The organism is Leclercia sp. CFBP8987 (genome assembly GCF_034044995.2).
Classification (GTDB): Bacteria; Pseudomonadota; Gammaproteobacteria; order Enterobacterales; family Enterobacteriaceae; genus Enterobacter; species Enterobacter tamurae.
In genome coordinates, this window is sequence record NZ_CM188255.1 from 4012939 (window position 1) to 4038953 (window position 26015).

The following is a 26015-nucleotide window of genomic DNA, read 5'->3' on the forward strand; positions in this document are numbered from 1 at the left end:
ACCGGATTCACGCCCTGTTTTATAGCGGAATAGTGATGCTAAAGTGGCCAGATATGGTCGATGATGATTTGTAGCGTACGGTTGCCGCGAAACTCGTTGATATCCAGTTTGTAGGCCAGTTCGACTTCGCGTACGCCGTTGTCCGGCCAGATGGTGGTATCGACGTTGAAGGCGATACCGTCCAGCAGCGGACCGCCGCCGACCGGTTCCACCATCACTTTCAAATGACGTTCCCCCACCAGCCGCTGTTGCAGCAGTCGGAAACGGCCATCGAACAGCGGCTCCGGGAACATCTGCCCCCACGGACCGGCATCACGCAGCATCTGCGCCACTTCCATGGTCATCTCAGCGGGGGTTAACGGACCGTCGGAGACCACTTCGCCCTGCAGCAGAGCCGGATCCAGCCAGTCGGTGACCAGCTCGCTGAACAGGCGCTGGAACCGATCGAACTTCGCCTCTTCCAGCGACAAGCCTGCCGCCATCGCGTGGCCGCCAAATTTGATCATCAGATCGGGATGTAAAGTATGCAGACGCTCCAGCGCATCGCGCATATGCAGCCCCTGAATAGATCGGCCCGATCCTTTCAGCGTGCCGTCTCCGGCTGGCGCAAAAGCGATCACCGGACGGTGGAAGCGCTCTTTGATGCGCGAGGCCAGGATCCCAACCACGCCCTGGTGCCACTCGGGGTGATACATCGCCAGCCCGCCGGGCAGCGTTTCGCCGCTGCGCTCCAGCTTCTCGCACAGGATCAGGGCTTCAGCCTGCATCCCCTGCTCGATCTCTTTGCGGGTCTGGTTCAGGGCATCCAGCTCGTTGGCCAGCACGCGCGCTTCGCCGATGTTGTCGCACAGCAGCAGCGCTACGCCCACCGACATGTCATCCAGTCGCCCGGCGGCGTTGAGACGCGGACCGAGAGCAAAGCCCAGATCGCTGGCCGCCAGCCGCTGCTGATCGCGGTTGGAGATCTCCAGCAGCGCCTTAATGCCCGGACGGCATTTGCCCGCCCGAATACGGTTTAAGCCCTGCCAGGTGAGGATACGGTTATTGGCATCCAGCGGCACCACGTCTGCCACGGTACCCAGCGCCACCAGATCGAGGAATTCCGCCAGATTCGGCGCCGCGATACCCTGCGACTCAAACCAGCCGTTATCCCGCAGCCGCGTACGCAGCGCCAGCATCAGGTAAAATGCCACTCCAACCCCCGCCAGGGATTTTGACGGGAAGTCGCAGTCGCGCAGGTTGGGGTTGATGATCGCTTCCGCTGCCGGCAGCATGTCGCCAGGCAGGTGGTGATCGGTGACCAGCACCGGGATCCCCAACTCGTGTGCACGATCGACACCGGAATGGGAGGAGATCCCATTGTCGACGGTGAGGATCATTTGCGCGCCGCGGGCGTGGGCCTGATCGACCACCTCCGGGCTCAGGCCGTAGCCATCCTCGAAGCGGTTCGGCACCAGGTAGGAGACGTTATCGCATCCCATCGCCCGCAGGCTGAGCACGCTTAGCGCGGTACTGGTGGCGCCATCGGCATCGAAATCCCCCACCACGATGATGCGCGTCCCTTCCCGAAAGGCGTTGTACAGCAGCTCCGTGGCCTTCTCGACGCCACTCAGCTGCTGCCAGGGCAACATGCCTTTTACGCTTCGTTCAAGGTCGTCTGCGGTTTGCACGCCACGGCTGGCATACAGTCGACGCAACAGAGGCGACAGATCCGCGGGTAACGCGGCGCTGTCGTTCACTTCACGACGACGGAGTTGTATCGAAGATTTCACGCGAATTATTTACCGCCAAACTGTTTCTGGTGCTCATCGAGGAACGCTTTCATCTCTTTCGGACCCTGGTAACCCGGCACGACATAACCGTTGCTCAGCACGATGGCGGGCGTTCCGGTCACGCCAAACTGCACGCCCAGCGCGTAGTGATTGGCAATGTCGATATCGCAGGAGGCTGGCTGAATGCCTTTACCGCTCATGGCATCATCAAAGGCTTTGTTGCGATCTTTCGCACACCAGATGGCCTTCATGTCCTGCTCAGGCTGGCTCTGCACGCCCGCCCGCGGGAAGGCGAGATAACGCACGGTGATCCCCAGCGCGTTGTAGTCTTTCATCTCTTCATGCAATTTGTGGCAATAGCCGCAGGTGATGTCGGTGAACACGGTAATGACATGTTTTTCCTGCGCCGCTTTGTAGACGATCATCTCTTTTTCCAGCGCGTGCAGGTTCTTCATCAGCATCTGGTTAGTCACGTTGACCGGCTGGGCACCGCTTACGTCGTACAGCGGTCCCTGCAGGAAGTGCTTACCGTCTTCGGTGACGTACATTACGCCGCCGCTGGTCATCACGGTTTTCATGCCGGGGATTGGCGAAGGTTGAATCTCGCTCCCGGTGACGCCAAGCTTCGCCAGGGACTGTTTAATGGCCGCATCGTCAGCATGCGCCAGGCCGGATAATGAGGCTGCCAGCAGAGAGAAGAGCACTAAAGACTTTTTCATATTGGTTCCTGTTACAAGTCATCACGCACGTGGGTGATGCTGTTGGTGTAGCTGCCGCAGGCGTTCCGTCGCGACATGCGTGTAGATTTGCGTCGTTGAAAGGTCACTGTGCCCAAGCAGCATCTGGACCACGCGCAGATCGGCGCCATGGTTCAGAAGATGGGTCGCAAAAGCGTGACGCAGAACGTGCGGCGAAAGTTTTTCACTGTCGATACCCGCCAGTGTGGCGTAATGTTTGATGCGATGCCAGAAGGTTTGACGCGTCATTTGCTGCGCACGCTGGCTCGGAAACAGCACATCAATGGAGGCACCGTTGAGCAACCACGGACGCCCATGCTGAAGATAGTTCTCCAGCCAGTACACCGCCTCTTCCCCCAGCGGCACCAGACGCTCTTTGTTGCCTTTCCCGATCACCCGCACTACGCCCTGACGCAGGCTGATATCGCTCATCGTCAGCCCGACCAGCTCAGAGACGCGCAGCCCCGTCGCGTACAGCACTTCAAGCATCGCTTTATCGCGTAACTCCAGCGGTTGGTCAACCACCGGCGACTGTAATAATCTCTCAACTTGTGCTTCGCTGAGATCCTTCGGCAGACGCTGGGGCAATTTTGGTGAGGCCAGCGCGGCGCTGGGATCGTCGGGACGTAATTTCTCACGATACAGATGCTGAAACAGACGCCGCATGGCGCTCAGCAGCCGGGCGGAGCTGGTGGCTTTATAGCCCCCCTCCATGCGCTCGGCAAGCAGCGCCTGCAGATCGCCACTTTGGGCCGTGGCCAGGGCGAGATCATGATGGTGTAACCAGGCTACCAGCATCCCCAGATCGCGTCGGTAAGCACTGAGGGTATTTTCGGCAAGATTCTTCTCCAGCCACAGTGCATCGAGAAATTGCTCGATGAGTGCGAGATCCTTTTCCACGTCAGCCTCTTTCGTTCTGCAATGGGGGCATTATGCCTGAACGGGTCTTGTTTCTGGTACACTAGTTCGCAAAGTCATAGCAAGTATTGAGACATTTTAGCGATGAATATTGGTCTGTTTTATGGTTCCAGCACCTGCTACACCGAGATGGCCGCAGAGAAAATTCGCGACATTATTGGTCCGGAACTGGTCACCCTGCATAATCTCAAAGACGACGCACCGACGATGATGGAGCAGTACGACGTGCTGATTCTGGGTATCCCAACCTGGGATTTTGGTGAACTGCAGGAAGACTGGGAAGCCATCTGGGATCAGCTTGATTCCCTGCAGCTGGAAGGCAAAATTATCGCGCTGTACGGCATGGGCGATCAGCTAGGCTACGGCGAGTGGTTCCTCGACGCGCTGGGGATGCTGCATGACAAGCTGGCGCCGAAAGGGGTGACCTTCATCGGCTACTGGCCGACAGAGGGCTATGAGTTTACCAGCAAGAAACCGATCATTGCCGACGGCCAGCTGTTTGTCGGGCTGGCCATCGATGAAACGAATCAATACGATCTGAGTGAAGAGCGCCTGCAAAACTGGTGCGAGCAGATCCTCGGCGAAATGGCGGAGCAGTTCAGCTAAACCCCTACCGCCCGTGCGTCGGTTGCTGCGAAAGCATCCGGCGCAGATCCCGCCACTCCCCTTCATCCATACTGTCTGCCGCCAGCCATAAATGCTGGTAGCGTTTCCCGTTGCCTTTGCGTAAGCGGAGCATCATGCCGGAATTGAGCATCCACGGCGTGCCGACAATCTCCCACTCGCTGCCCTGCCAGTGCAGGCGGGAATCCATGAACAGTTTGATTTCGCCCTGACGGGAATTGATGCGTCGTTGACTGCGTACGCTATCAAACACCACCAGCGACAGTAAGATTAACCATAATGGGGTGTAGCTCAGCGGCCATGGCATCAACAGAATGCAAGCCGCCACCAGGCCGTGGAGCAAAAGAGACATCCACTGGGCGCGCCACGAGACGCGTAAATCAGATTGCCACAGGACCACGTTCCCGATTCCGTGTTTGAATTAAAAGCACCATCCGTTGCAGTTCGGCGTCGGCGGGTTCGCCATGATTCATTAACCAGTTAAATAAATCAGGATCGTCGTTCTCCAGCAGGCGGATGAAGAGCTTTTTGTCCTCATCGCTCAGGGTGTCGTACTCGTATTCGAAGAACGGCATGATGGAGATATCGAGTTCGCGCATGCCGCGACGGCATGCCCAATGAATGCGGGCTTTGTTAGTAATGTCCATGTGCTTTTTCCTGCATAACGTTGAGTTCAGGCAGTGTTCCGTTCGTATCGGCTGAGAAAGAGGATCTACCGGGAAGAAACGGCTCTTAGTGTAACGTGTTTTTTGCTGTTTCATTACTGGAATATTGCGTTCCTGACGCATGCTTCCAGAAAAAACCACAACAAATACCGGTGTTCATCCGTTTTGCGTTGCGTTACGCAGAATGGCGCGAGGGCACGAATAGCCTGTTGAAACCGCTTGCAATGGCGACAGTCTCTTTTACCATTAGGCATTAACAAAGCGTTATGCAATTCAGGATCTCACTATGGCATTTACACCTTTTTCTCCGCGCCAGCCTGTCGCCTCTGCGCGTCTGCCGCTGACGCTTATGACTCTTGATGACTGGGCGCTGGCCACCCTCGTGGGGGCGGATAGCGAAAAGTACCTGCAGGGCCAGGTGACCGCTGACGTCAGCCAGATGACCGAGCACCAGCATCTGCTGGCTGCGCATTGCGATCCAAAAGGCAAAATGTGGAGCAACCTGCGCCTCTTCCGCCGTCAGGACGGTTTTGCCCTGATTGAACGCCGCAGCCTGCGCGACGCCCAGCTCACCGAGCTGAAAAAGTATGCGGTGTTCTCAAAAGTGACCATTGCTGCCGATGATGAGCTGGTGCTGCTGGGCGTGGCCGGGTTCCAGGCGCGCGCGGCGTTGAAAAACCTGTTCAGCGAACTGCCTGATGCCGAAAAACAGGTGACCAACGACGGCGCCACCTCGCTGCTGTGGTTTGAACACCCGGCGGAACGTTTCCTGCTGGTGACCGATGTCGCCACTGCAGAGCGCGTGACCCAGGCCCTGCGTGGCGAAGCTCAGCTGAATAACAGCCAGCAGTGGCTGGCGCTGAACATCGAAGCGGGCATCCCGGTAATCGACGCCGCTAACAGCGGGCAGTTTATTCCTCAGGCAACCAACCTGCAGGCGCTCGGCGGGATCAGCTTTAAAAAAGGCTGCTACACCGGCCAGGAGATGGTGGCTCGCGCGAAGTTCCGCGGCGCCAACAAACGCGCGCTGTGGTATCTGGCGGGCCAGGCCAGCCGTGTACCGGAAGCTGGCGAAGATCTGGAGCTGAAAATGGGTGAGAACTGGCGCCGGACCGGCACCGTGCTCGCCGCCGTTCAGCTCGATGATGGCCGCCTGCTGGTGCAGGCCGTTATGAATAATGACATGGAGCCCGACAGCGTATTCCGCGTGCGTGAAGATGTGAATACCCTGAGCATTGAGCCGCTGCCGTATTCGCTGGAAGAGTGATGTTTTTTGCCCGGTGGCGCTGCGCTTACCGGGCCTACAAACCCCGTAGGCCGGGTAAGGCGAAGCCGCCACCCGGCAATGTTAATTAAACCTGCCCTACATACAAATAAATCGCCAGGAAATGGCAGACGCTGCCGCCCAGCACAAACCCGTGCCAGATCGCGTGGTTATAGGGGATGCGCTTGCAAACGTAAAAAATCACCCCCAGCGAATAGATAATTCCGCCGACCGCCAGCAAGGTCACTCCACCCGCTGCCAGTTTTACCGCCAGCTGGTAGACCACAATCAGTGACAGCCAGCCCATGGTCAGATAGGTCACCAGCGACAGCACCTTGAAACGGTGCGCGATGGTCAGCTTGAACAGGATCCCCAGCAGCGCCAGGCTCCAGATTACAATCATCAGCCCGCGCGCCAGCGGTGAACCCAGTCCCACCAGCAAAAACGGCGTATAGGTCCCGGCAATCAGCAGATAGATGGCGCAGTGGTCGAATTTTTTCAGCCATATTTTGGCCCGCTGATGCGGAATGGCATGGTAAAGAGTGGACGCCAGGAACAGCAGAATCATGCTTCCGCCATACAGGCTGTAACTGGTGATCGCCAGCGCGCTGGCGTTGGTGTCGACGGCCTGAACCAGTAGCAATACCAGCCCGACTATGCCAAACACCAGACCCACGCCGTGACTAATACTGTTGGCTATTTCCTCAGCCAGCGAATATCCCTGTGCGGTTAATGGTTTGCTAACCATAGAGAACTCCGGGAAAACTTAAGTGAATAATGCATCACTGACTATGCTAACTGAGAATGATTTCAGTGAACACCTGTTAGCTAAAATAAATATAACGTTAATATTTATTGAAGATAATCATGCAGTTGAATGATATTTTCAGCTAACAGATGTTCGGGATAAAATCAAAGGCATTTAAAATCAATAACATAAAACTGAGTCTGACTCGGATAGATCTCCGCGATGACCCGCTTAAGTTCACCGAGGGTCATGTTCTCCTGCTGAGCATGCTTTTCGGTCAGCGTTTCCAGCGTCACGGTCGACGTGCCCGTCACCTCAATGGTGCAAAAGTAACCGTCATCTTCATAACGCCCCACCCGCAGAATATCACCCGCTTTAAAGTGCGCTTCGCTCTCATCGCGAATGGTAATGGTCTTACGCCCGGCCAGAATGTCATCCTGAAAGCGCTGAAAAAAAGTAATGTCGTTTGGCTGCATGGTATTATTCCCTGAAGATGAAGTCTGATGAGTGAGTTTAACCCCTGTGAGCATGTTCTCCCATTCCGCCATTGCCAGTCTTAATAATCTGGAGATGATGGTCTACAACACCGTCATCAAAAACCGTGACCAGGTGATGTACATGACCATCCGCGAACTGGCGGATGCGGCAGGGGTCTCCACCACCACCGTGCTGCGCTTTTGCCGCAAGCTGAAATGCGATGGGTATTCTGAATTCCGCGTGCGGTTTAAATTATATCTCGAACAAAACGAACCACAGCAGGCCAATTTTGGTGCCAGCGAGATTATCAGTTTTTTCAAAAGCGTAAACAACGATGAATTTGATACGCTACTCAATAACGCTGTGGATATTATCTTATCCTCAGAGCGCATTATATTTGTCGGCGCTGGTACCTCGGGGTCGCTGGCAAAATATGGCGCACGCTTCTTTTCTAATATTGGCAAATTCAGCAACCATATCGACGATCCTTATTTCCCGGTCACCAACGATATGGCGAAAAATGCGCTGGCAATTGTGCTCTCGGTCTCGGGCGAAACTGAAGAGATCCTGCGCTTCGCCAGCCAGTTCAGCCTGCATCACTGCAAGGTGCTCTCCATCACCAGCCACGAACATTCGCGTCTGGCAAAACTGGCGGACTTTAATCTCTCCTGGCATGTCCCGCAAACCCGTATCGGAGGTGTCTACGATATTACGACGCAAATCCCGGTGATTTATATTCTCGAATCTCTGGGGCGCAAACTGGCGAAGAAATTAACGGAATAAAACACCCTGTTTTTTTGCCGTAACAAATCACAATTCCTGCAAATTGTTATATCGTGACTTTTTATTCCCCTTTGTTAGACTCAAAAATAAGTCAATTAATGAGATCAGCAAAGATGAAAAAACTCACCTTACCAAAAGACTTTTTATGGGGCGGCGCAGTGGCGGCGCACCAGGTTGAAGGCGGCTGGAACAAAGGCGGCAAAGGCCCGAGCATTTGTGACGTGCTGACCGGCGGCGCCCACGGCGTTCCGCGCGAAATCACTCAGGAAGTGATCGAAGGAAAATACTACCCGAACCATGAAGCCATCGACTTCCACGGCCACTATAAAGAAGACATCAAGCTGTTTGCCGAGATGGGCTTCAAATGCTTCCGCACCTCCATCGCCTGGACCCGTATCTTCCCGAAAGGTGACGAAACCCAGCCGAACGAAGAGGGGCTGAAGTTCTACGACGACATGTTCGATGAGCTGCTGAAGTACAACATCGAGCCGGTGATCACCCTCTCCCACTTCGAAATGCCGCTGCACCTGGTGCAGGAGTACGGCGGCTGGACCAACCGCAAGGTGGTCGATTTCTTCGTGAACTTCGCTGAAGTCGTGTTTGAGCGCTACAAGAGCAAGGTCAAATACTGGATGACCTTCAACGAGATTAACAACCAGCGCAACTGGCGTGCCCCGCTGTTCGGCTACTGCTGCTCCGGCGTGGTCTATACCGAGCATCAAAACCCGGAAGAGACCATGTACCAGGTGCTGCACCACCAGTTCGTGGCCAGCGCCCTGGCGGTTAAAGCCGCCCGTCGCATCAACCCGGAAATGAAAGTCGGCTGCATGCTGGCGATGGTGGCGCTCTATCCGTTCTCCTGCAAACCAGAAGACGTGATGTTTGCCCAGGAATCGATGCGCGAGCGCTATGTCTTTACCGACGTGCAGCTGCGCGGTTACTACCCGTCCTACGTGCTGAACGAGTGGGAGCGCCGCGGCTTCACCATCAACATGGAAGCCGGCGACGAGCAGATCCTGCGTGAAGGCACCTGTGACTACCTGGGCTTCAGCTACTACATGACTAACGCCGTGAAAGCGGAAGGCGGTACTGGCGATGCGATCTCCGGCTTCGAAGGCAGCGTCCCGAACCCGCACGTGAAGGCGTCGGACTGGGGTTGGCAGATCGACCCGGTCGGCCTGCGTTACGCCCTGTGCGAGCTGTATGAGCGCTATCAGAAGCCGCTGTTTATCGTCGAAAACGGTTTTGGTGCGTACGATAAAGTAGAAGAAGACGGCAGCATTAACGATGACTACCGCATCGACTACCTGCGCGCTCACGTCGAAGAGATGATAAAAGCGGTCACGTATGATGGCGTGGACCTGATGGGCTACACCCCGTGGGGCTGCATCGACTGCGTGTCGTTCACCACCGGCCAGTACAGTAAACGCTACGGCTTTATCTACGTGAACAAGCACGACGACGGCACCGGCGACATGTCCCGTTCGCGCAAGAAGAGTTTTGAGTGGTACAAAGCGGTGATTGCCAGCAACGGCGAGACGCTTTAACTCCGTAACGCCGGGCGGCGCTACGCTTGCACCGGCCTACGATCGCTCCCCTCTCCCCTATGGGGAGAGGGTTAGGGTGAGGGGTTTACTTCCCGCCCGCTAACTCAATAAAACTGCCCGTCACGTACGACGCCTTCTCGCTCAGCAGCCAGACAATCGCCTGCGCCACCTCTTCAGGCTGGCCGCCGCGCTGCATCGGCAGCATCGACTTCACCCGATCCACACGTCCTGGCTCGCCGCCGGAAGCATGAATTTCGGTGTAGATCAGCCCCGGACGGACGCAGTTAACCCGAATGCCCTGCGCCGCCACCTCCAGCGCTAACCCGGTGGTAAGGGAGTCTACGGCCCCTTTCGACGCCGCGTAATCCACATACTCCCCCGGCGCGCCGAGTCGCGATGCCGCGGATGAGACGTTCACAATCGCCCCGCCTTTACCGCCATGTTTTAGCGCCATGCGTTTCACCGCTTCACGGCAGCAGAGGAAATACCCGGTCACGTTGGTGGCCAGCACGCGGTTAATGCGCTCGGCAGAGAGATTTTCGATGGTGCTCTGCTCGAACAGAATGCCAGCGTTGTTAACCAGCGCCGTCAGCGGTTCACCTTCACGATCGAGGCTGTCGAACATCGCCATGACCTGGGCTTCATCACTGATATCTGCCCGCAGGGCAAAGGCTTTGCCGCCCTCTTTCACAATCTGCGCGATCACATCGGTCGCGGCTTTGATGTTGTGGTGATAATTCACCGCCACGGTGTAGCCTTCACGTGCCAGCTGAAGCGCGGTTGCTTTGCCAATTCCGCGGCTGGCGCCGGTAACAAGTGCGATTGCCATAAGAACCTCCAGAAACAAAAAAGCCGGGTGGCGCTGACGCTTACCCGGCCTACATGATTATGTTATAGCAGAACCGTTACTGGTATTCGCTCATCGGCACGCAGGAGCAGAACAGGTTGCGGTCGCCGTAGACGTCATCAAGACGCTTCACGGTCGGCCAGTACTTGTTAGCCACGCCTGCCGGGAAGACCGCCAGCTCGCGGGAGTAAGCGTGATTCCACTCCGCCACCATCTCGTGCTGGGTGTGCGGGGCGTTGACCAGCGGGTTATCTTCCAGCGTCCATTCGCCATCCTGAACGCGGTCGATCTCCATGCGGATCGCCAGCATCGCGTCGATAAAGCGGTCCAGCTCGGCTTTGCTTTCGGATTCGGTTGGCTCAACCATCAGCGTGCCCGCGACCGGGAACGACATGGTTGGGGCATGGAAGCCGTAGTCGATCAGACGTTTGGCAATGTCCAGCTCGCTGATACCGGTCTGCTCTTTCAGCGGACGAATATCCAGAATACATTCGTGCGCCACGCGGCCATCGCGGCCGGTGTAGAGCACCGGGAAGGCAGACTTCAGACGCGTCGCGATGTAGTTGGCATTCAGGATCGCCACCTGGCTGGCCTGCTTCAGCCCTTCCGCGCCCATCATGCGGATATACATCCAGCTGATTGGCAGAATGGAGGCGCTGCCGAACGGTGCCGCAGAGACCGCGCCCTGACGGGTCAGCATACCTTCGATCTGCACTACGCTGTGACCCGGTACGAACGGGGCCAGGTGCGCTTTCACACCGATTGGACCCATACCCGGGCCGCCACCGCCGTGCGGAATGCAGAAGGTTTTATGCAGGTTCAGGTGCGACACGTCCGCGCCGATAAAGCCTGGCGTGGTGATCCCCACCTGGGCGTTCATGTTGGCGCCATCGAGGTAAACCTGGCCGCCGTGCTGGTGCACGATCTCGCACACTTCACGGATGGTCTCTTCGTATACCCCGTGGGTAGACGGATAGGTCACCATGATGCAGGAGAGCTTATCGCTGGTCTGTTCTGCTTTGGCACGCAGGTCAGCCAGATCGATGTTGCCGTTTTTATCACAGGCCACAACCACCACTTCCATCCCCGCCATCTGGGCAGAGGCCGGGTTGGTGCCGTGGGCAGAGCTTGGGATCAGGCAGATATCGCGATGGCCTTCGTTGCGGCTCTCGTGATAGTGACGGATTGCCAGCAGGCCCGCGTACTCGCCCTGTGCGCCGGAGTTTGGCTGCATGCAGAGGGCGTCGTAGCCGGTCAGTTTCACCAGCCAGTCGGAGAGCTGGTTAATCATCATATGGTAGCCTTCCGCCTGGTCGGCCGGGCAGAACGGGTGCAGCTCGGCGAATTCCGGCCAGGTGATCGGGATCATCTCGGCGGCGGCGTTCAGCTTCATGGTGCAGGAGCCCAGCGGGATCATCGCCTGGTTCAGGGCCAGATCCTTGCGCTCCAGGGAGTGCATGTAGCGCATCATCTCGGTTTCGCTGTGGTAGCGGTTAAACACCGGATGGGCCAGGATCGCGTCGTCGCGCAGCATGGTCGCCTGGATAGAGCGGCTGTCATGCGCTACCTCTTTGTCGAGGGTATCCACATTCAGGCCGTGGTCGTCACCCAGCAGGACGTTGAACAGGACCTGAATATCTTCACGCGTGGTGGTCTCATCCAGGGTAATGCTCACCGCATTGAGGATATCGCTGCGCAGGTTAATCTCTGCGGCTTCGGCGCGCGCCAGCACCGCGGCTTTGTCAGCCACTTCAACACACAGGGTGTCAAAGAAGTGGGCGTGGCGCAGTTTTTGACCTTTCTGCTGCAGGCCGCAGGCGAGGATATCCGCCAGACGATGAATACGGCTGGCGATACGCTTCAGGCCAGCCGGACCGTGGAAGACCGCATACAGGCTGGCGATATTGGCCAGCAGCACCTGAGAAGTACAGATGTTGGAGTTCGCTTTCTCACGACGGATGTGCTGCTCGCGAGTCTGCATCGCCATGCGCAGCGCGGTGTTACCGGCGGCATCTTTTGATACGCCGATAATACGGCCTGGCATGGAGCGTTTGAATTCATCTTTGCCGGCAAAGAAGGCCGCGTGCGGACCGCCGTAGCCCATCGGCACGCCGAAGCGCTGCGCGGAGCCGAAGACGATGTCTGCGCCCTGTTTGCCCGGGGCCGTTAACAGCACCAGCGCCATAAAATCGGCCGCCACGCTGACAACAACTTTGCGCGCTTTCAGCTCGGCAATCAGGGTGCCGTAGTCGTGCACTTCACCGGTGGTGCCAACCTGCTGCAGCAGCACGCCGAACACATCCTGGTGATCCAGCACTTTATCAGCGTCATCAACGATCACCTCAAAACCAAAGGTCTCCGCACGGGTACGCACCACGTCGAGGGTTTGCGGGTGAACGTCGGCGGCAACGAAGAAGCGGTTTGCGTTCTTCAGTTTGCTGACGCGTTTTGCCATCGCCATCGCTTCTGCGGCAGCGGTGGCTTCATCCAGCAGCGAGGCCGAGGCGATGTCCAGACCGGTCAGATCCAGGGTGACCTGCTGGAAGTTAAGCAGCGCTTCCAGACGGCCCTGAGACACTTCCGGCTGATATGGGGTGTAAGCGGTGTACCAGCCCGGGTTTTCCAGCATGTTACGCAGGATCACCGGCGGCAACTGCACGTTGGTGTAGCCCATGCCAATGTAAGACTTAAAGCGCTTGTTCAGGCTGGCAATGCCTTTCAGTTCTGCCAGCGCAGCGTATTCAGTGGTGGCTTCACCCACCTGTGGCGGCGTGTCGAGCTGAATATCTTTCGGCACGATCTGGCCGATCAAGGCGTTTAACGAATCCGCGCCAACCGTCTTCAGCATCTCCTGCTGTTGCTGAGCATCCGGCCCGATGTGACGTTCAATGAAGGCGCCACGGTTTTCAAGCTGGCTTAAAGTCTGTGTCATGAGCGATGGTTCCTGAAACGTGCAGTGAATCGTAGTTGTCTCTAACTCTGTTGCCCGGTGGCGCGAACGCTTACCGGGCCTACGCTGACCTGTAGGCCGGATAAGCGCAGCGCCATCCGGCACAACATTATTCGTCTTCTAACAGGGCTTCGTATGCAGTCGCATCCAGCAGAGCGGCAACTTCCGCTTCGTCGCTGGCCTTGATTTTGAAGATCCAGCCTTCGCCGTAGGGCTCGCTGTTCACCAGCTCCGGGGAGTCGCTCAGCGCGTCGTTTACCGCCACGATTTCGCCGCCCACTGGCGCATAGATATCAGAAGCGGCTTTAACAGATTCCGCCACGGCGCAGTCGTCGCCCGCGGTCACGGTCGCGCCCACTTCCGGCAGATCCACAAAGACCATGTCACCTAACAGCTCCTGAGCATGCTCGGTGATCCCAACGGTGTAAGTACCATCGGCTTCTTTGCGCAGCCACTCGTGTTCTTTGCTGTATTTCAGTTCTGCTGGCACATTGCTCATTGAATTTCTCCTGATAAAAATAATTAGGCGACCGGCTTACCGGCGCGAACAAAAATCGGTTTGGTCACGCGGACCGGCATTTCGCGGTTGCGGATCTGCACCACGGCAGTCTCGCCAATGCCCGCCGGCACACGCGCCAGCGCAATACTGTAGCCCAGCGTCGGAGAGAAGGTACCGCTGGTGATAATGCCTTCGCAGTGGTTGCCATTGGCATCGGTGAAACGCACCGGCAGCTCGCCGCGCAGTACGCCTTTCTCGGTCATCACCAGGCCAACCAGCTGTTCGGTGCCCTTCTCACGCTGCATTTCCAGCGCTTCACGTCCGATAAAGTCGCGATCCGCCGGTTCCCATGCAATGGTCCAGCCCATGTTGGCCGCCAGCGGAGAGACGCCTTCGTCCATCTCCTGGCCATACAAATTCATGCCGGCTTCCAGACGCAGCGTATCGCGCGCCCCCAGACCGGCCGGCTTAACGCCCGCCTCGACCAGCGCACGCCAGAAATCGGCCGCTTTTTCATTCGGCATCGCAATTTCATAGCCCGCTTCACCGGTATACCCGGTGGTGGCAATAAAAAGATCGCCCGCCTGCACGCCAAAGAACGGCTTCATGCCCTCAGTGGCCTGGCGCTGTTCATCAGTGAACAGGGATGCAGCTTTCGCCTGGGCGTTCGGACCCTGCACCGCGATCAGCGACAGGTCATCACGTACGGTGATGTCGATGGCGTAAGGTTCAGCGTGTTGGGTGATCCAGGCGAGGTCTTTTTCACGGGTGGCGGAGTTAACAACGAGGCGGAAGAAATCTTCGGTAAGGTAATAGACAATCAGGTCGTCAATTACGCCGCCGGAAGCATTCAGCATACCGGAATAGAGCGCTTTGCCCGGCTTCGTCAGTTTCGCCACGTCGTTCGCCAGCAGATAACGCAAAAACTCCCGGGTGCGGCTGCCGTGCAGATCGACAATGGTCATATGCGAGACGTCGAACATACCGGCATCGGTGCGCACCGCATGATGCTCATCAATCTGCGAACCATAATGCAGCGGCATCATCCAGCCATGGAAATCGACCATGCGTGCACCGCATAAGGTGTGTTGTTCGTACAAAGGCGTCTGTTGAGCCATCTTATCCTCGTTGAATGAGCTGGGCTGTCTTGCGTTTTATGCTGAAAAATTCACCATAAAACCCGGCATCGGCATCGCTCCCGGACGCCGACGCAAACGTTCTCTTTTCCCTGAAGTTACCACTGAAAACGGTGGTTAACCATAAGGGAAAATGGGTCATCACATTAGCTTATGGTCAAAAATGCCAGCAAAGCGTACAGAGTTATTCACTATAAAAATGCGAATCATTCCGCACAAAAGCAAAGTAACCTGAAGAAGATTTAGTACAAGAGGATATTTACTGCGGAAAAATGCGCGAAATTTCCGTAACATAAAAATCATTAGATTAGATAATCTAATGCGAAAAAGCGGGTGAAATTAGAATATTTCAAACGAGGGAATTTTCCCGGCCCACAGGCCGGGAAAATAAAGTGTGATGGGGATCTAAATTAGCGTAGCCAGTCCGGCAGATCGTTAAGACCCATCGCCTGGCGCAGGAGTTGTGGTTTGACGCCCGGGAGGGTGTCAGCCAGCTTCAGACCGAGATCGCGCAGCAGTTTTTTAGCCGGGTTGGCACCGGCAAAGAGTTCGCGGAACCCTTGCATGCCCGCCAGCATCATCGCAGCACTGTGCTTACGGCTGCGTTCGTACCGGCGCAGGTAAAGATGCTGCCCGATATCTTTACCCTCACGATGCAGACGACGCAGTTCATTCACCAGCTCGGCGGCATCCATAAAGCCCAGATTCACGCCCTGCCCGGCCAGCGGATGAATGGTGTGCGCGGCGTCACCCACCAGCGCCAGACGATGGGCGGCGAACTGGCGCGCATAGCGACCGGTTAACGGGAACACCTGGCGCTCGCTTTCGACGGTGCAGAGCCCCAGTCGGTTATCAAAGGCCACGCACAGGGCCTGATTGAACTCGTCGGCGGACGCCTCCTGCATCTGCTGCGCCTTCTCAGGAGAAAGCGACCAGACGATCGAGCAGAGATGCGGATCGCTCAGCGGCAGGAAGGCGAGGATGCCATCGTTATGGAAAATCTGCCGGGCTACGGCCTGGTGCGGCTCCGCAGTGCGGATGGTGGCGACCAGCGCGTGATGGCGGTAGTCCCAGTATGTGAGCGGAATGTCGGCTTTGCTTCGCAGCCAGGAGTTTGCCCCGTCGGCCCCTACCACCAGACGCGCGGTCAGCATGTCGCCGCTTTGCAGGGTAATAAAAGCATCGTTTTCGCCCCAGGCCACCTGCTGCAGCTGCGCGGGCGCAATCAGCGTCACGTCGCTGCACTGCTGCGCTTTCTGCCATAACGCATGGTGAATCACCGCGTTTTCAATGATATGGCCAAGATGGCTGTAGCCCATACTCTCATCATCAAAAGCGATATGCCCGAAGCTGTCTTTATCCCACACTTCCATGCCGTGATAGCAGCTGGCGCGTTGGGCGACGATCTCTGACCAGACGCCGATACGGGTCAGCAGCTTTTCACTGGCAGCGTTGATCGCTGAGACACGGAGCTCAGGCGGCGCATCGGAAGCGACAGGCTGAGGCTGTTTCTGCTCCAGTACCGCCACGCGCAGACCGCTGCCCTGCAGACCGCAGGCCAGCGCCAGTCCTACCATTCCGCCACCGACAATGGCAACATCAACATTCTGCACTTTGTTAACTCCTTAGCGAGCGACCCAACCGAGAGTCCTCTGCGCCAGCACATCGCGTGCCGGAATGAATAATTCCATCGCCATTAACCCCAGGTTACGCCCTGCCACCAGCGGTGCCCAGCGATTAGCAAACAGATGCACCAGCCCGTCGGTTACGCCGATGGTGGCCTCTTTATCTGCCTGACGTCGTTTCTGATACTGGCATAGCACCGGATACGCGCCGCAATCCTGCTGTCGGGCAAAGGCCTGCGCCAGCGTTTCGGCGAGGGTCATCACATCGCGCAGCCCGAGGTTAAAGCCCTGCCCGGCGATGGGGTGTAACGTCTGGGCCGCATTGCCCACCAGCGCGACGCGATGGGAGACAGCCTGCGACGCCGTGGTTAATGCTAAAGGATAGACCGAACGCTTCCCGGCATGGGTGATACGTCCCAGCCGCCAGCCAAAGGCTTTTTGCAGTTCGGTGCAGAAGCGTTCATCCGACCAGGCCTGCACCTCATCCGCTTTTTCCAGCGGATGGCACCAGACCAGCGAGCTACGCCCCTGCGACATCGGCAGCATGGCCAAAGGACCATGCTGGGTAAAACGTTCAAAGGCGCGGCCACGGTGTGGCTCGGCGGTGGCAACGTTGGCGATCACCGCCAGTTGGTGGTACGGCTGCTGCTGCCACTGGATGCCACACTGCTGGCCGAGCGCCGAACGGGAACCGTCGGCCGCCACCAGCAGTTGTCCCTCAAGGGTACTGCCGTCATCCAGCGTGACGCTGACCGAGTTTTCGCTGCGGGTGAAGTGTTCCACGCGCGCCGGGCAATGCAGCGTCACGCCAGGGGCATCCTGCAACAGGCGGAACAGGCGCAGACCTACGTCGTGCAGCTCCACCACCTGCCCCAGGGCATCAATACGATAATCCTGCGCCTCAAGGGTGACAAACCCGGCGTGGCCCCGATCGCTGACATGGACGGTTTCGATCGCGGTAGCGCAATCGGCAATCGCCTGCCAGATGCCGCTGCGGGCCAGCTGCTGGCAGGTGCCCTGCGCCAGGGCGATGGCGCGGCCATCAAACCCCGGATGACCGGCCGACTGCGGCGCCACGGCCTCCACCAGATGCACCGGAAGCTTGCCCTGGGTCAGCGTAGAAATCGCCAGCGCCAGGGTGGCGCCCGTCATGCCCCCGCCAACGATGATGATGCTCATTGGCGGGCCGCCGCCATCAGGGCTTCAATCTCGTCGGCGTTTTTCACCACCGACGCCGTCAGGTTTTTGTTACCGGATTCAGTGATGACGATGTCATCTTCGATACGAATACCGATCCCGCGATACTCGGCAGGCACATCGGCATCCGGGGCGATATAGAGCCCCGGTTCAACGGTCAGCACCATTCCTGGCTCCAGCACGCGGGAACGTTCCGGGCCATACACGCCCACATCATGCACATCCAGCCCCAGCCAGTGGCTCAGGCCATGCATAAAGAAGGGACGGTGAGCGTTCTCTGCGATCAGCTGATCGACGTCGCCGTTGAGGATCCCTAGATCCACCAGGCCGCTGATCATAATGCGCACCACTTCGCCGGTGACCTCCTGAATGGAAGTGCCCGGGCGGAACAGCATCAGCGCGGTGTCCAGCGACTGCAGGACGATGTCGTAGATGGCGCGCTGGGCCGGGGTAAATTTGCCGTTGACCGGGAAGGTACGGGTGATATCCCCGGCATAGCCTTTAAATTCGCATCCGGCGTCGATCAGCACCAGATCGCCATCCCGCAGTTCAGACTCGTTTTCGGTGTAATGCAGAATGCAGCCGTTTTCACCGCCGCCAACGATGGTGTTATAGGCCGGGTAGCGAGCACCGTGGCGGGTAAATTCATGGTGAATTTCGCCTTCCAGCTGATACTCGAACATTCCCGGACAACATGTTTGCATCGCCCGGGTATGAGCCAGAGCGCTGATCTCGCCCGCGCGACGCATGACATCGAGCTCTTCTTCTGATTTAAACAGACGCAGCTCGTGGACGGCGGGACGCCAGTCGGTGAGCGTTACCGGCGCTTTCAGATTTTGCCGGGAACCTTTGCGCAGCTTATCCAGCGCGGCAAAGACAATCTCATCGGCATAGGCGTATTCGCCCTGCGCGTGGTAGACCACATCCAGGCCATTGAGCAGCTGGTAGAGCTGCTCGTTGATTTCGCTGAACGCCAGGGCGCGATCCACGCCCAGCTTTTCCGGCGCGGCCTGCTGGCCCAGACGGCGGCCAAACCAGATCTCGGCGGTGAGATCCCGAACGCGGTTAAACAGCACGCTGTGGTTATGGGTGTCGTGACTTTTGATCAGCACCAGCACCGACTCCGGCTCATTGAAGCCGGTGAAGTACCAGAAATCGCTGCTCTGGCGGTACGGATATTCGCTATCGTTGCTGCGCGTGGCTTCCGGTGCGGCAAAAATCAACGCGGCGCTGCCCGGCTGCATAGTGGCCAGCAGCGCCTGACGGCGGCGAAGGTACTCTTGCTGAGTCATGATACCCTCCTGGAATCGTTATTAGTGTAAGGTTGGTTTGCGCACTTCCGGCGCGGTCGGTTTTACGCGCGTAAAGGTATCGTGGCACAGCAGCGACGCCACGCGCACATACTCAATGATCTCTTCCAGCGACATCTCCAGCTCTTCCTGATCTTCGTCTTCATCGTAGCCCAGCTGAGCGATGTTACGCAGATCGTCGATCGCTTCTCCGGCCTCGCCCGTCACTTTTTCCAGCTTAGGCTGCGTCACACCCAACCCAAGCAGGTAGTGATTGACCCAACCGGCCAGCGCATCGGCGCGATCGAACACGCTGACGTCGTCGCCATCAGGCAGATAAAGCTGAAAAAGGAAGCCGTCGTCTTCCAGCGCATCGCTGGTTGCGCCATGCATGCTGCGCAACGCCTGGGCGAGGTCGTGCCCAAACGCCAGACCCTCGTTCGTCAGGTCGTGAACCAGCGGCAGCCATGAGCTGTCGTTGTTTCCACCACACAGCATCCCGCTGATCAGACCGTGCATTTCAGCCGGGGTTAAACCCACTCCCTGCTGGTTCAGTAACTGGCTGACATCGTTGTAACCAGGCATTTCGTTCTGCATAGACATGCTCATTCGTCATCAAAGGGAGGAATATTCATGATATGCTACCACTTTGGACCCTGGTGAACCAGAATAGGGCTTGTTTCTACACGCCAGGGTAGCTATAGTGTCGCCCCTTCGCAGCCCCCGGTAGCGGAAGTGAAGGCAGCGCAGTCAAACAGCAGGAAGGTGGCATGTCTGCACAACCCGTCGATATCCAAATTTTTGGCCGTTCGCTGCGAGTGAATTGTCCGCCTGAACAAAGGGATGCTTTGAATCAGGCTGCGGATGATTTGAATCAGCGGTTGCAAGATTTAAAAGAACGCACTAGAGTCACAAATACTGAGCAGCTGGTCTTCATCGCCGCGTTGAACATCAGTTATGAACTGGCTCAGGAAAAAGCGAAGACCCGCGATTACGCGGCGAGCATGGAACAACGCATTAAAATGCTCCAGCAGACCATTGAACAGGCATTGCTTGATCAGGGTCGAATTACAGACAGACCGGGGCAAAACTTTGAATAACACTTCGTGGTCTACTATGGTAGAGTGACCCTGAAGGAAAAATTTCTCTGAGATGTTCGCATGCGGGCCAGTCCCCTGAGCCGATATTTCATACCACAAGAATGTGGCGCTCCATGGTTGGTGAGCATGCTCGGTTCGTCCGAGAAGCCTTAAAACTATGACGACACATTCACCTTGAACCAAGGGTTCAAGGGTTACAGCCTGCGGCGGCATCTCGGAGATTCCCTCACCTTTCTACCCAGCGACTACCATGACGCAACTTCCTGAAGTCCCTGCCTCTCGTCAACACATTCGTCAGTTTATCCGTCAGCAACGCCGAGCCTTAACATCCGAACAGCAAGCCCATTTCGCGCAGCAAGCCGCGGCACGCATGATGGCTTATCCACCCGTCGTGATGGCGCATACCGTTGCCCTGTTTCTCTCTTTTGATGGCGAACTCGATACCCAACCGCTGATCGATGAGCTCTGGCGCACCGGGAAAAAGGTCTACCTGCCGGTACTTCACCCGTTCAGCCCGGGGAACTTGCTGTTTCTCCACTACCATCCTCACAGCGAGCTGGTGGTGAATCGTCTGAAAATCACCGAACCTAAGCTGGACGTGCGCGACGTGCTGCCGCTGGGTCAGCTGGACGTACTGGTGACGCCGCTAGTGGCATTTGATGAGAGCGGACAGCGTTTAGGTATGGGCGGAGGTTTTTACGATCGCACGTTGCAGCACTGGCAGCAGCACGGCTTACAGCCCGTGGGCTATGCGCATGATTGTCAGGGCGTAGAAAAACTGCCGGTAGAGAAATGGGATATTCCGCTGCCCGCGGTGGTGACGCCCAGCAAAATCTGGCTCTGGTAGAATAAAGCCGGGTGGCGGCTACGCCTTACCCGGCCTACATAAACCCTCGGACTTTGTAGGTCGGGTAAGCGCAAGCGCCACCCGACACCACAAACCGCACAATCAATACAGCAGACGCGCGCGAATCGTGCCTGGAATAGCCTTCATCCCCTGCAGCGCTTTCTCTGCAACGTCTTCATCCGCTTCGATATCGATAACCACATAACCCATCTGGGCGTTAGTTTGCAGATACTGTGCGGCGATGTTCACGCCCTGCTCAGCGAAGATCTGGTTAATGGCCGTCAGCACGCCCGGACGGTTTTCGTGGATATGCAGCAGACGACGTCCGCCGTGCAGCGGCAGAGAGACTTCAGGGAAGTTGACCGCCGACAGGGTTGAGCCGTTGTCAGAGTATTTGCTCAGCTTACCAGCCACTTCGAGGCCAATGTTTTCCTGCGCTTCCTGAGTAGAGCCCCCGATGTGCGGAGTCAGGATCACGTTATCGAACTCACACAGCGGCGAGGTGAACGGATCGCTGTTGGTCGCCGGTTCGGTCGGGAAGACATCGATGGCAGCACCCGCCAGATGTTTGCTTTTCAGGGCTTCGCACAGCGCCGGGATATCCACTACCGTACCGCGCGCGGCGTTGATCAGCAGCGAGCCAGGCTTCATCAGCGCCAGCTCTTCTGCACCCATCATGTTTTTGGTGGAGGCGTTTTCCGGCACGTGCAGGCTCACGACATCGCTCATGTTGAGCAGGTCGGAGAGATGCTGAACCTGAGTGGCATTCCCCAGCGGCAGCTTGTTTTCGATATCGTAGAAGAAGACGTGCATCCCCAGCGATTCCGCCAGAATGCCCAGCTGTGTGCCGATGTGGCCATAGCCGATAATACCCAGCTTTTTACCACGCGCTTCAAAAGAGCCGGATGCCAGTTTATTCCAGATCCCGCGGTGGGCCTTGGCATTGGCTTCAGGGATGCCACGCAGCAGCAGCAGAAGTTCACCGATCACCAGCTCCGCCACGGAACGGGTATTGGAGAATGGCGCGTTGAATACCGGGATACCGCGCTTCGCAGCAGCATTGAGATCGACCTGGTTGGTGCCGATACAGAAGCAGCCAATCGCGACCAGCTTTTCTGCTGCGGCAATGACGTCTTCAGTCAGGTGGGTACGGGATCGCAGGCCAATGAAGTGGGCATCACGGATCGACTCTTTCAGCTGTTCGGTATCCAGCGCGCCTTTGTGAAATTCGATGTTGGTGTAACCTGCCGCACGAAGGTTATCCAGTGCTTTCTGATGCACCCCTTCGACCAGCAGAAATTTAATCTTGTCTTTCTCCAGTGATACCTTTGCCATTTCCCCGACCCTGTCTGATTGTCTGAACTGTTGTTGTGCTGGATTGAAATCCGCTCCAGCCAACATATCAAAAAAAACTATTGCAGCAATATGAACGTTTGCGTCGGGACTCTGAAGAAATGTCATACAGCGCCAATTGGCAGTGAAATATGCTGTGGAGGAATACGAAAGCGGCAGGATCGTCAGGAGAGAATTAGAAATGTGACACAAGTCACCGAATATCGCTGTTGCAAAAAAAGTTAGCGGGGGGAGACTCCCCCCGTCAGATCATTTCACGATGGTTTTGACGCCATCGGCAGTGCCGATCAGCGCGACATCCGCGCCACGATTGGCGAATAACCCTACGGTTACCACGCCTGGCAGACCATTGATGGCATTCTCCAGCGCCACGGCGTCGAGGATCTCCAGACCGTGAACATCCACAATCACGTTCCCGTTATCCGTCACCACGCCCTGACGGTATTCCGGGCGGCCACCCAGTTTCACCAGCTCACGGGCAACCGCGCTGCGCGCCATTGGGATCACTTCAACCGGCAGCGGAAAGTTGCCGAGGATATCGACCTGCTTGGAGGCATCGGCGATACAGATAAACTTGTCCGCCACGGAGGCGATGATTTTCTCGCGCGTCAGCGCCGCGCCACCACCCTTGATCATCTGCATATGGCCGTTGATCTCATCCGCGCCGTCGACGTAGATCCCCAGACGGTCAACTTCATTGAGATCGAAAACGGTGATCCCCAGGCTTTTCAGCTTTTCCGTGGAAGCATCGGAGCTGGAAACCGCGCCCTCGATCTGGCCTTTCATGGTGCCCAGCGCATCAATAAAGTGTGCTGCCGTTGACCCTGTGCCCACGCCGACAATAGTACCCGGCTGTACATACTGGAGAGCGGCCCATCCTACTGCTTTTTTCAGTTCATCCTGCGTCATGATCTCGTGCCCGTGGTGATTTTGCGTGACGCGCATTATAGAGCATTCGCCTGCGCCATGTGATCTGCGAGGTCACCAATTTCGTCTGTATCAAACATAAATTTATGTCATAGTGCGAAGTATTGAATTTTTTGGGAGTCAGCCAGAGCAATGAAACGTCCGGACTACAGAACATTACAGGCGCTTGATGCCGTTATTCGTGAACGCGGATTCGAACGCGCAGCACAAAAGCTGTGCATTACCCAATCCGCTGTTTCACAACGAATCAAACAGCTTGAGAACATGTTCGGGCAGCCGCTGCTGGTTCGTACCGTGCCGCCGCGTCCAACCGAACAGGGGCAAAAGCTGCTGGCGCTGCTGCGTCAGGTTGAGCTGCTGGAAGATGAGTGGCTGGGCGATGAACAGACCGGCTCCACGCCGCTGCTGCTCTCGCTGGCGGTCAACGCCGACAGTCTGGCAACCTGGCTCCTCCCTGCCCTCGCCCCGGTGCTGGCCGATTCGCCTATTCGCCTGAATCTGCAGGTTGAAGACGAAACCCGTACCCAGGAGCGTCTGCGCCGCGGTGAAGTAGTGGGTGCAGTCAGTATCCAGCCTCAGGCGCTGCCAAGCTGCCTGGTGGATCAGCTGGGGGCGCTGGATTATCTGTTCGTTGGCTCAAAAGCCTTTGCCGAGCGATACTTCCCGAATGGCGTTACCCGCGCGGCGCTGCTGAAAGCCCCTGCCGTGGCCTTTGACCATCTTGATGACATGCATCAGGCATTTTTACAGCAGAATTTCGACCTGCCGCCGGGCAGCGTACCTTGCCATATCGTGAACTCCTCCGAAGCCTTCGTGCAGCTGGCACGTCAGGGCACCACCTGCTGCATGATCCCGCATCTGCAGATCGAGAAAGAGTTGAACAGCGGCGAGCTGATCGACCTGACGCCAGGCTTACACCAGCGCCGTATGCTCTACTGGCACCGCTTTGCACCCGAAAGCCGGATGATGCGCAACGTCACCGACGCGCTGCTGGCCCATGGACATAAAGTCCTGCGTCAGGACTAATAAAAAGGCCGGGTCGCATTAACGCTGACCCGGCCTTTTTTCTGTGCTGAATACCAGACTTACGGTGCTTTAGTCGCCGTATCCTGCTGCTGATTCTGCTGTACCGGCTGAGTCTGCTGACCCTGCGCTGGCTCCAGCTGGAACACCACGTCAACCTGATCGTCAAACTGAATGGTTGGCTGTTCGTAGGTATCCTGCGCAGAGACTGGCGCCGCTTCCGCTTTCATCATGCGTACCATCGGGCTCGGCTGATAGTTAGAGACGTGGTAACGGACGCTGTAAACCGGGCCCAGCTTGCTGTTAAAGCCAGAAGCCAGCTGCTGCGCCTGACGCACGGCATCATCAATCGCCGCTTTACGCGCTTCGTCTTTATACTTCTCAGGTTGCGCAACACCCAGGGAGACAGAACGGATTTCGTTCAGACCCGCTTTCAGCGCGCCATCCAGCAGGGAGTTGAGCTTATCAAGCTGACGTACCGTGACTTCCACGGTACGCACCGCGCGGTAACCTTTCAGGATGCTTTTGCCATCCTTATAGTCATAATCCGGCTGAGTACGCAGGTTGGCAGAGTTGATATCTTTTTTAGCGACGCCGTTCTGCTCCAGGAAAGAGAGATATTGCGCAACGCGATCGTCTGCCTGTTTCTTGGCGGTAGCGGCATCTTTTGCCGCCACGTTCACTTCGATGGCTAAGGTTGCAATATCCGGGGCCGCATCAACGCTGGCGGTACCGGAGGTCACAATGTGCGGGCTGTCAGGCAGTTCACTGGCCTGAACGGATGCTGCGCCAAAACCCATTAATGCCGCCAGGGCGATTACATTCAACTTCACTTTTATTCCTCCATGTTGCGAAGAGTGCCCATGTAACAGGGCGCATGCCAGCAAGCTTAGCGGCTGCTGGTCGAATGTCCATAAGACAACGCTTAGTAGAATAGTTCCCGAATATGATGAATCCCCTCTTTCGCCAGCTGGAAAGCGATAACCCACATCACCACACCGACCAGGCCGTTGATAATGCGCTGGGCTTTGGCGGTGCGCAGACGGGGAGCCAGCCAGGCGGCAAGCAGCGCCAGCCCAAAGAACCACAGGAAAGAGGCGCTGACGGTACCCAGTGCAAACCAGCGTCTCGGCTCGGCATCAAGCTGCCCGCCCAGGCTGCCCAGCACCACGAAGGTATCCAGATAAACATGCGGGTTGAGCCAGGTGACCGCCAGCATGGTGACGATAATTTTCCAGCGCCCCTGCTTCATCACTTCGGCGCTGGCCAGCTCAATATTGCTGCCCATCGCCGTTTTCAGGGCGCCAAAGCCATACCACAGCAGAAACGCGACGCCGCCCCAGGTGACCAGCGCCAGCAGCCAGGGGGACTGCATCAGCAGCGCGCTACCGCCAAAAATACCGGCGCAGATCAGGAGCATATCGCTCACCGCACAGAGCAACGCAATCATCAGATGATACTGACGACGAATACCCTGATTCATGACGAACGCATTTTGCGGGCCGAGAGGCAGGATCATCGCTGCGCCAATCATAAGCCCTTGAATGTAAAAAGATAACATGAAAATTAATCTCAGGAAGCTGTCTTGAGGGCAGACTATACTGCGGGAGGATAATAAGAGGAAATGGATAATATTAATTGGCAATAAGCAGAACTAATTAAACCCGACACGCATTGCGCATGCCGG

General features: G+C 57.0%; 26 protein-coding genes and 1 other RNA gene. 8 read left to right on the forward strand and 19 right to left on the reverse strand.

Annotation, left to right across the window (positions count from 1 at the left end):
* Positions 1 to 38: 38 nt before the first annotated feature.
* From recJ to xerD, 3 genes are read right to left on the reverse strand one after another with little or no spacing between them, the layout of a single operon-like run.
* Positions 39 to 1772 carry a single-stranded-DNA-specific exonuclease RecJ gene (recJ, locus tag SOM40_RS19270; protein WP_320530571.1) on the reverse strand — a complete coding sequence of 578 codons (1734 nt, stop codon included), beginning with the start codon at positions 1770 to 1772 and terminating at the stop codon, positions 39 to 41.
* Positions 1773 to 1777: 5 nt separating this feature from the next.
* The gene (gene dsbC, locus SOM40_RS19275) at positions 1778 to 2491 is read right to left on the reverse strand and encodes a bifunctional protein-disulfide isomerase/oxidoreductase DsbC (protein WP_106994385.1); all 714 of its coding nucleotides are present in this window, start codon (positions 2489 to 2491) and stop codon (positions 1778 to 1780) included.
* A 21-nt stretch (positions 2492 to 2512) separates the two neighbouring features.
* The gene (gene xerD / locus SOM40_RS19280; RefSeq protein WP_106994384.1) at positions 2513 to 3409 is read right to left on the reverse strand and encodes a site-specific tyrosine recombinase XerD; all 897 of its coding nucleotides are present in this window, start codon (positions 3407 to 3409) and stop codon (positions 2513 to 2515) included.
* Between the two features lie 102 nt (positions 3410 to 3511).
* Here xerD and fldB point away from each other — a divergent pair, with 102 nt between their 5' ends.
* Complete coding sequence (fldB, locus tag SOM40_RS19285) at positions 3512 to 4033, forward strand: flavodoxin FldB (protein WP_106994383.1); 522 nt, start codon at positions 3512 to 3514, stop codon at positions 4031 to 4033.
* Positions 4034 to 4037: 4 nt separating this feature from the next.
* Here the strand turns inward: fldB and SOM40_RS19290 are convergent, their stop codons facing one another.
* Positions 4038 to 4451 carry a protein YgfX gene (locus SOM40_RS19290; RefSeq protein WP_225758116.1) on the reverse strand — a complete coding sequence of 138 codons (414 nt, stop codon included), beginning with the start codon at positions 4449 to 4451 and terminating at the stop codon, positions 4038 to 4040.
* Positions 4432 to 4698, reverse strand: coding sequence for an FAD assembly factor SdhE (gene sdhE, locus SOM40_RS19295; protein WP_032613860.1), 267 nt, complete (start codon positions 4696 to 4698; stop codon positions 4432 to 4434). Before sdhE ends, SOM40_RS19290 begins: the two co-directional genes overlap by 20 nt.
* 304 nt (positions 4699 to 5002) lie before the next feature.
* On the opposite strand from sdhE, the gene ygfZ reads away from it, so the two are divergent.
* On the forward strand, positions 5003 to 5983 hold the full coding sequence (gene ygfZ / locus SOM40_RS19300) for a tRNA-modifying protein YgfZ (protein WP_166183879.1): 981 nt from the start codon (positions 5003 to 5005) through the stop codon (positions 5981 to 5983).
* Between the two features lie 85 nt (positions 5984 to 6068).
* On the opposite strand, the gene trhA is transcribed toward ygfZ, so the two are convergent.
* Both trhA and yqfB read right to left on the reverse strand, forming a co-directional pair.
* A complete protein-coding gene (gene trhA, locus SOM40_RS19305) occupies positions 6069 to 6728 on the reverse strand; it encodes a PAQR family membrane homeostasis protein TrhA (protein WP_106994380.1) in 660 nt (219 codons plus the stop codon).
* Positions 6729 to 6892: 164 nt separating this feature from the next.
* Complete coding sequence (gene yqfB / locus SOM40_RS19310; protein WP_320530572.1) at positions 6893 to 7204, reverse strand: N(4)-acetylcytidine aminohydrolase; 312 nt, start codon at positions 7202 to 7204, stop codon at positions 6893 to 6895.
* Positions 7205 to 7256: 52 nt separating this feature from the next.
* Here yqfB and SOM40_RS19315 point away from each other — a divergent pair, with 52 nt between their 5' ends.
* Both SOM40_RS19315 and bglA read left to right on the forward strand, forming a co-directional pair.
* Entirely contained in the window at positions 7257 to 7988 is a 732-nt protein-coding gene (locus SOM40_RS19315) for a MurR/RpiR family transcriptional regulator (RefSeq protein WP_106994378.1), read from the forward strand.
* A gap of 113 nt (positions 7989 to 8101) precedes the next feature.
* Positions 8102 to 9535: a 6-phospho-beta-glucosidase BglA gene (gene bglA, locus SOM40_RS19320; RefSeq protein WP_106994377.1), complete on the forward strand. Its 1434-nt coding sequence runs from the start codon at positions 8102 to 8104 to the stop codon at positions 9533 to 9535.
* Between the two features lie 85 nt (positions 9536 to 9620).
* On the opposite strand, the gene SOM40_RS19325 is transcribed toward bglA, so the two are convergent.
* From SOM40_RS19325 to SOM40_RS19360, 8 genes are all read right to left on the reverse strand, one after another.
* A complete protein-coding gene (locus SOM40_RS19325) occupies positions 9621 to 10364 on the reverse strand; it encodes an SDR family oxidoreductase (protein WP_106994542.1) in 744 nt (247 codons plus the stop codon).
* A gap of 76 nt (positions 10365 to 10440) precedes the next feature.
* Complete coding sequence (gene gcvP, locus SOM40_RS19330) at positions 10441 to 13314, reverse strand: aminomethyl-transferring glycine dehydrogenase (protein ID WP_106994376.1); 2874 nt, start codon at positions 13312 to 13314, stop codon at positions 10441 to 10443.
* Between the two features lie 127 nt (positions 13315 to 13441).
* Positions 13442 to 13831 (reverse strand): glycine cleavage system protein GcvH, encoded by a 390-nt coding sequence (gene gcvH, locus SOM40_RS19335; protein ID WP_039029826.1) that lies wholly within the window; start codon positions 13829 to 13831, stop codon positions 13442 to 13444.
* A gap of 23 nt (positions 13832 to 13854) precedes the next feature.
* A complete protein-coding gene (gcvT, locus tag SOM40_RS19340; protein ID WP_261645044.1) occupies positions 13855 to 14949 on the reverse strand; it encodes a glycine cleavage system aminomethyltransferase GcvT in 1095 nt (364 codons plus the stop codon).
* A 428-nt stretch (positions 14950 to 15377) separates the two neighbouring features.
* Complete coding sequence (gene ubiI, locus SOM40_RS19345) at positions 15378 to 16580, reverse strand: FAD-dependent 2-octaprenylphenol hydroxylase (RefSeq protein ID WP_320530573.1); 1203 nt, start codon at positions 16578 to 16580, stop codon at positions 15378 to 15380.
* A gap of 12 nt (positions 16581 to 16592) precedes the next feature.
* Positions 16593 to 17771 carry a 2-octaprenyl-6-methoxyphenyl hydroxylase gene (gene ubiH, locus SOM40_RS19350; protein WP_106994373.1) on the reverse strand — a complete coding sequence of 393 codons (1179 nt, stop codon included), beginning with the start codon at positions 17769 to 17771 and terminating at the stop codon, positions 16593 to 16595.
* Positions 17768 to 19081, reverse strand: coding sequence for a Xaa-Pro aminopeptidase (pepP, locus tag SOM40_RS19355; RefSeq protein ID WP_320530574.1), 1314 nt, complete (start codon positions 19079 to 19081; stop codon positions 17768 to 17770). The genes ubiH and pepP overlap by 4 nt, the downstream gene beginning before the upstream one ends.
* Positions 19082 to 19102: 21 nt before the next feature.
* Positions 19103 to 19681, reverse strand: a complete 579-nt coding sequence (locus SOM40_RS19360) for a YecA/YgfB family protein (RefSeq protein WP_146145529.1) — start codon at positions 19679 to 19681, stop codon at positions 19103 to 19105.
* A gap of 167 nt (positions 19682 to 19848) precedes the next feature.
* Here SOM40_RS19360 and zapA point away from each other — a divergent pair, with 167 nt between their 5' ends.
* From zapA to SOM40_RS19375, 3 genes are all read left to right on the forward strand, one after another.
* Positions 19849 to 20178, forward strand: a complete 330-nt coding sequence (gene zapA / locus SOM40_RS19365) for a cell division protein ZapA (protein WP_032613890.1) — start codon at positions 19849 to 19851, stop codon at positions 20176 to 20178.
* A gap of 41 nt (positions 20179 to 20219) precedes the next feature.
* A non-coding RNA gene (ssrS, locus tag SOM40_RS19370) (6S RNA) lies at positions 20220 to 20403 on the forward strand.
* Positions 20404 to 20428: 25 nt separating this feature from the next.
* Entirely contained in the window at positions 20429 to 21025 is a 597-nt protein-coding gene (locus tag SOM40_RS19375) for a 5-formyltetrahydrofolate cyclo-ligase (protein ID WP_320530575.1), read from the forward strand.
* A gap of 102 nt (positions 21026 to 21127) precedes the next feature.
* On the opposite strand, the gene serA is transcribed toward SOM40_RS19375, so the two are convergent.
* Together serA and rpiA are read right to left on the reverse strand one after the other, a co-directional pair.
* Complete coding sequence (serA, locus tag SOM40_RS19380) at positions 21128 to 22360, reverse strand: phosphoglycerate dehydrogenase (protein ID WP_106994369.1); 1233 nt, start codon at positions 22358 to 22360, stop codon at positions 21128 to 21130.
* A gap of 267 nt (positions 22361 to 22627) precedes the next feature.
* Complete coding sequence (gene rpiA / locus SOM40_RS19385) at positions 22628 to 23287, reverse strand: ribose-5-phosphate isomerase RpiA (protein WP_320530583.1); 660 nt, start codon at positions 23285 to 23287, stop codon at positions 22628 to 22630.
* 150 nt (positions 23288 to 23437) lie between these two features.
* Between rpiA and argP the strand changes: the two genes are divergently transcribed.
* A complete protein-coding gene (gene argP, locus SOM40_RS19390; protein WP_106994367.1) occupies positions 23438 to 24331 on the forward strand; it encodes a DNA-binding transcriptional regulator ArgP in 894 nt (297 codons plus the stop codon).
* A 59-nt stretch (positions 24332 to 24390) separates the two neighbouring features.
* On the opposite strand, the gene SOM40_RS19395 is transcribed toward argP, so the two are convergent.
* Together SOM40_RS19395 and argO are read right to left on the reverse strand one after the other, a co-directional pair.
* A complete protein-coding gene (locus SOM40_RS19395; protein ID WP_312190387.1) occupies positions 24391 to 25161 on the reverse strand; it encodes an oxidative stress defense protein in 771 nt (256 codons plus the stop codon).
* A gap of 92 nt (positions 25162 to 25253) precedes the next feature.
* Positions 25254 to 25889 carry an arginine exporter ArgO gene (gene argO / locus SOM40_RS19400; protein WP_166183907.1) on the reverse strand — a complete coding sequence of 212 codons (636 nt, stop codon included), beginning with the start codon at positions 25887 to 25889 and terminating at the stop codon, positions 25254 to 25256.
* Between the last annotated feature and the right edge of the window lie 126 nt (positions 25890 to 26015).

Bases quoted from the DNA above. Each gene is read 5' to 3' on its own strand.
- dsbC (WP_106994385.1), bottom strand. From the start codon at position 2,491: ATGAAAAAGTCTTTAGTGCTCTTCTCTCTGCTGGCAGCCTCATTATCC.
- fldB (WP_106994383.1), top strand. From the start codon at position 3,512: ATGAATATTGGTCTGTTTTATGGTTCCAGCACCTGCTACACCGAGATG.
- sdhE (WP_032613860.1), bottom strand. From the start codon at position 4,698: ATGGACATTACTAACAAAGCCCGCATTCATTGGGCATGCCGTCGCGGC.
- ygfZ (WP_166183879.1), top strand. From the start codon at position 5,003: ATGGCATTTACACCTTTTTCTCCGCGCCAGCCTGTCGCCTCTGCGCGT.
- trhA (WP_106994380.1), bottom strand. From the start codon at position 6,728: ATGGTTAGCAAACCATTAACCGCACAGGGATATTCGCTGGCTGAGGAA.
- yqfB (WP_320530572.1), bottom strand. From the start codon at position 7,204: ATGCAGCCAAACGACATTACTTTTTTTCAGCGCTTTCAGGATGACATT.
- SOM40_RS19315 (WP_106994378.1), top strand. From the start codon at position 7,257: ATGTTCTCCCATTCCGCCATTGCCAGTCTTAATAATCTGGAGATGATG.
- bglA (WP_106994377.1), top strand. From the start codon at position 8,102: ATGAAAAAACTCACCTTACCAAAAGACTTTTTATGGGGCGGCGCAGTG.
- SOM40_RS19325 (WP_106994542.1), bottom strand. From the start codon at position 10,364: ATGGCAATCGCACTTGTTACCGGCGCCAGCCGCGGAATTGGCAAAGCA.
- gcvP (WP_106994376.1), bottom strand. From the start codon at position 13,314: ATGACACAGACTTTAAGCCAGCTTGAAAACCGTGGCGCCTTCATTGAA.
- gcvH (WP_039029826.1), bottom strand. From the start codon at position 13,831: ATGAGCAATGTGCCAGCAGAACTGAAATACAGCAAAGAACACGAGTGG.
- gcvT (WP_261645044.1), bottom strand. From the start codon at position 14,949: ATGGCTCAACAGACGCCTTTGTACGAACAACACACCTTATGCGGTGCA.
- ubiH (WP_106994373.1), bottom strand. From the start codon at position 17,771: ATGAGCATCATCATCGTTGGCGGGGGCATGACGGGCGCCACCCTGGCG.
- pepP (WP_320530574.1), bottom strand. From the start codon at position 19,081: ATGACTCAGCAAGAGTACCTTCGCCGCCGTCAGGCGCTGCTGGCCACT.
- SOM40_RS19360 (WP_146145529.1), bottom strand. From the start codon at position 19,681: ATGTCTATGCAGAACGAAATGCCTGGTTACAACGATGTCAGCCAGTTA.
- zapA (WP_032613890.1), top strand. From the start codon at position 19,849: ATGTCTGCACAACCCGTCGATATCCAAATTTTTGGCCGTTCGCTGCGA.
- SOM40_RS19375 (WP_320530575.1), top strand. From the start codon at position 20,429: ATGACGCAACTTCCTGAAGTCCCTGCCTCTCGTCAACACATTCGTCAG.
- serA (WP_106994369.1), bottom strand. From the start codon at position 22,360: ATGGCAAAGGTATCACTGGAGAAAGACAAGATTAAATTTCTGCTGGTC.
- rpiA (WP_320530583.1), bottom strand. From the start codon at position 23,287: ATGACGCAGGATGAACTGAAAAAAGCAGTAGGATGGGCCGCTCTCCAG.
- argP (WP_106994367.1), top strand. From the start codon at position 23,438: ATGAAACGTCCGGACTACAGAACATTACAGGCGCTTGATGCCGTTATT.
- argO (WP_166183907.1), bottom strand. From the start codon at position 25,889: ATGTTATCTTTTTACATTCAAGGGCTTATGATTGGCGCAGCGATGATC.